The sequence below is a fragment of the Arcicella sp. genome (assembly GCF_964672035.1).
This window is the reverse complement of record NZ_CBABQS010000166.1, coordinates 1-3,644: the sequence shown is the minus strand read 5'-3', so window position 1 is coordinate 3,644 and position 3,644 is coordinate 1. Positions and strand designations below refer to the sequence as shown.

Here is a 3,644-nt window from a genome sequence, read left to right as displayed (position 1 = left end):
GATACTCTCAAAAATGCGGCTGATAATATTGTGATTGCTTATGACGCAATCGGCAATAAAAGTCCGTTTGGAGATGGATTAGCTTTTATTCTGCCAATTCGTAGATTAGCTAATACCGAACTTTACCGAGAGAATGATAAGTTACGGGTGGAACTTTTATCCATTACCGAGGCTCATTTTGATTTTTGGTTGCTATTACGTCAAGAATTAAATAATGCTGGTTTGTTTGCCAGACCAGCCTCACGTATTCCTTCAAATGTTACGAACATTAATGCAAATTCTGCCAAACAAGCTACTGGTTGGTTTGGAACATCAGCAGTGAGTTCGATGGAAGTGAAAATTGATAAAACAAAGGCTGTCAAGGAATTTAATGATTAGACTTTTTTGAATTATAAAAAAAGGACGGATATTATTCGTCCTTTTTTCTTTTCAATCAAATTTACTGCTATTTATAGTTGCTAAATTTAACCTAAATAATACAAATTATTGCGGATGAAGAGCTACTGAAAAATTGTAAAAAAGGTTGATATAGCTAATTTTACAATTTTTTCTTGGGAATTTTTAGGATAATTATGATTTAATCCTCAATTTATGTGTTTAGCAAACGGTAAGTTTTTTATGAGCAAAAAAACTTATATTTGTCAGGGGGAAAGATAAATATTAGTAAAACTCAATATTTTTATCCGCTATACTATAACCAAAATTTATAAAAATGTCTTTATCAGCTTCCAATAAAATTTATCTTGTCAAAGAATCAATTTTCAAATTAGCCAATTTCTCCTCCGAAGAATGGGATTTTTATCAGCGTATTATTGATGAAGTTTCGTTTAAAAAGAAAGAATTTTTAACCCAAAAGGAGGATATTGAAAAATATGCTTATTTTATTTTAGAAGGAGCCGTAAAATACGAAGCGACAACGAACGAAGGGAAGCAGATTTGCGTAGATTTGGGCTTTCAAGGGAATCTTGTCAGTTCATTTGCTTCCTGTTTGGCTCAACGCCCATCGGGAATTGCAATTCAAGCCGTTACGAATGTCAAAGCATTCCGTTTGCATTATCCTCCTGTGTTTGAACTATTAGAAACTTCTAAAAATGCAGAACGTTTTCACCGTTTGATTGCTGAACAACTATACATTCGTGAAACCCGCAGAACTTATACATTAATTTCAAAATCTGCCGAAGAAAGGTACTTGCATCTTCTTGAAAATCAACCAGATGCGTTGCGTTTAATCCCAATTAAAGATTTAGCTTCCTACTTGGGAATTCATCCAGATAGTTTGAGTAGAATACGGAATTTAATAAAAGGGTAAATAATTATGAATGATTTAGGAAGAATGCTATCATATAAGTTTGAGTATTTTCAAGATGTGCTTTTACTTTATTTCAACTATTCATAACTCATCATTCATCATTTTTTCCTACTTCTCGGATGAAATTCAACAATGGTTTGCTGTAAATATTCACGGTCGAGGTGAGTGTAAATTTCCGTTGTAGTAATGGATTCATGCCCCAACATTTCTTGAACTGCCCGCAAATCTGCCCCGCCTTCAATCAAATGGGTAGCAAAAGAATGCCTAAAACTATGCGGACTAATTGTTTTTTGAATTCCCACCCGAGCTACTAAGTCCTTGATTATCAGGAATATCATTACCCGAGAAAGTTTATTTCCTCTTCTGTTTAAAAAAACATGATTCTCCGCTTCGGGTTTAATTTCTTGCTGATTTCTAATCGTTTCTAAGTAAATTTTTAAATAATGCAAAGCATCTCTGCCGATGGGAACGAGCCTGACTTTATCACCTTTTCCAATAATTCTGATAAAGCCAATATCAAAAAAACACTCCGTTAATTTCATCTCTACTAATTCTGAAACCCGCAAACCAGAACTATAAAGTACCTCTAAAATGGCCCGATTGCGAGTACCTTCGTTAGTTGAGAGGTCAATAGCATCCAATATTTTTTCGATTTCGGGAAATGTTAGAGTAGCGGGTAATTTTCTGCCGATTTTAGGCGAAACAATCAAAGCCATTGGGTCATTTTTAATAATATCTTCTAATAAAAGATACTTAAAAAATGACTTCAATCCCGATAGCATTCGAGCCTGAGAAGTGGTTTCAAGCCCTAATTCACCAATATAATAAAAGAAATTAAAGATGTGTTTATCCGTAACGGTTTCTGGCTGAATATCTAATTCACCCGCAATTTCAAGGTATTCCCAAAGCTTCCCGACATCACGCAGATACGCCTCAATCGAATTTTCGGAAAGAGAACGCTCCAAAGTGAGGTAGCTTTTGAAATTTTTTAGATAGCTTTGCCAATTCATTGGGGATTGGGGTTAGGGATTGGGAACTGGGAAATTAGGGATTAAGTAATTAGGGGTTAGGATAAGTAAAAGCAAAGATACTTTATTATTGTTTTTTAACCATAAAAGACTACCTTGAAATTAATTAACCAATCTCAAGATCTCTATAAGACTAAATGCCTAATCTCTAATTCCCAACCCCTAACTCCTAAAACCATGTCAAAGAAAAAAATAATCATTATCAATGGTCCAAATCTTAACCTTTTGGGCAGACGTGAACCCGAAATTTATGGTCATCAGACTTTTGAACAGTATTTTGAGGTGTTGAAAGATAAATATTCTGAAATAGTAGATTTAGAATATTTTCAGTCGAACCACGAAGGTCATTTAATTGATAAAATTCATGAAGTAGGTTTTTCGTACGAAGGAATTGTGTTGAATGCAGGGGCATTTACGCACTCATCCATTGCCATTGCCGATGCTATTGCGGGCGTAAAAACGCCTGCCGTTGAGGTGCATATATCCAATGTATATGCCCGTGAAGAATTCCGCCACCATAGTTTTTTAAGTAAAAATTCAATTGGAATTATCATTGGCTTTGGATTGAGAGGCTATGATTTTGCGATTCAAACTTATCTTTGAAAATTAACAGTTATCAATTTATAATTGACAATTAAGGAATACGAAGAATGGATGAAATTTTTCGAAATTAGACTTAATTGTTAATTATTGATTATCAATTATCAATTGAAACTATGACTTTCTACCCAGGACCTTCAAAGGTTTATCCACAAGTTGCTCAATATCTGCAAGATGCTTTTGCAGAAGGGATACTTAGCGTCAATCATCGTAGTCCTGAATGTATGGAAATTACTCGTGGGGCGATTGAAGGTTTACACGAAAAACTCAATATTCCTGTTGATTATCACGTCTATTTTATTTCTTCGGCAACGGAGGCTTGGGAGATAATTACCCAATCATTGACCCGTCAGAAAAGCCTTCATTTTTACAACGGAGCCTTCGGAGAAAAGTGGGCTGATTATGCAGAAAAGTTAGTTTCAGAGGTTGAAAGAATCCCTTTTGAACTCAATGAAGTGCCTGAATTACAAGGATTTAATAATTTCAAAGATGTTGTTTGTATTACTCAAAACGAAACGTCAAACGGTACGCAAATAAAGGATTTAGCACCATTCAGAAAGGCTTTTCCAGAAGCAATTATTGCCGTTGATGCAACTTCTTCTTTGGGTGGAATTGAATTAAATTTTAATGATGGAGACGTTTGGTTTGCCTCCGTTCAAAAGTGTTTTGGACTTCCTGCGGGTATGGCAATCATGATTTGCTCACCC

5 protein-coding genes are annotated in these 3,644 nt (G+C 35.0%); 4 read left to right on the top strand and 1 reads right to left on the bottom strand.

All coding sequences use genetic code 11. The features are described from left to right. Positions 1-378 (top strand): DUF4249 family protein (locus AC1W31_RS20860; protein ID WP_481736434.1); only part of this gene is annotated, 378 nt, incomplete at its 5' end. Positions 379-712: 334 nt separating this feature from the next. Continuing rightward, the gene (locus tag AC1W31_RS20855) at positions 713-1,309 is read left to right on the top strand and encodes a Crp/Fnr family transcriptional regulator (RefSeq protein ID WP_481736433.1); all 597 of its coding nucleotides are present in this window, start codon (positions 713-715) and stop codon (positions 1,307-1,309) included. 98 nt (positions 1,310-1,407) lie between these two features. Here the strand turns inward: AC1W31_RS20855 and xerD are convergent, their stop codons facing one another. Further along, positions 1,408-2,319, bottom strand: a complete 912-nt coding sequence (xerD, locus tag AC1W31_RS20850) for a site-specific tyrosine recombinase XerD (protein WP_481736432.1) — start codon at positions 2,317-2,319, stop codon at positions 1,408-1,410. Positions 2,320-2,514: 195 nt separating this feature from the next. Between xerD and aroQ the strand changes: the two genes are divergently transcribed. Together aroQ and AC1W31_RS20840 are read left to right on the top strand one after the other, a co-directional pair. Next, entirely contained in the window at positions 2,515-2,940 is a 426-nt protein-coding gene (gene aroQ / locus AC1W31_RS20845) for a type II 3-dehydroquinate dehydratase (RefSeq protein ID WP_481736431.1), read from the top strand. A gap of 113 nt (positions 2,941-3,053) precedes the next feature. Then, on the top strand, positions 3,054-3,644 hold a 591-nt coding region (locus AC1W31_RS20840; RefSeq protein ID WP_481736430.1), incomplete at its 3' end, for an aminotransferase class V-fold PLP-dependent enzyme.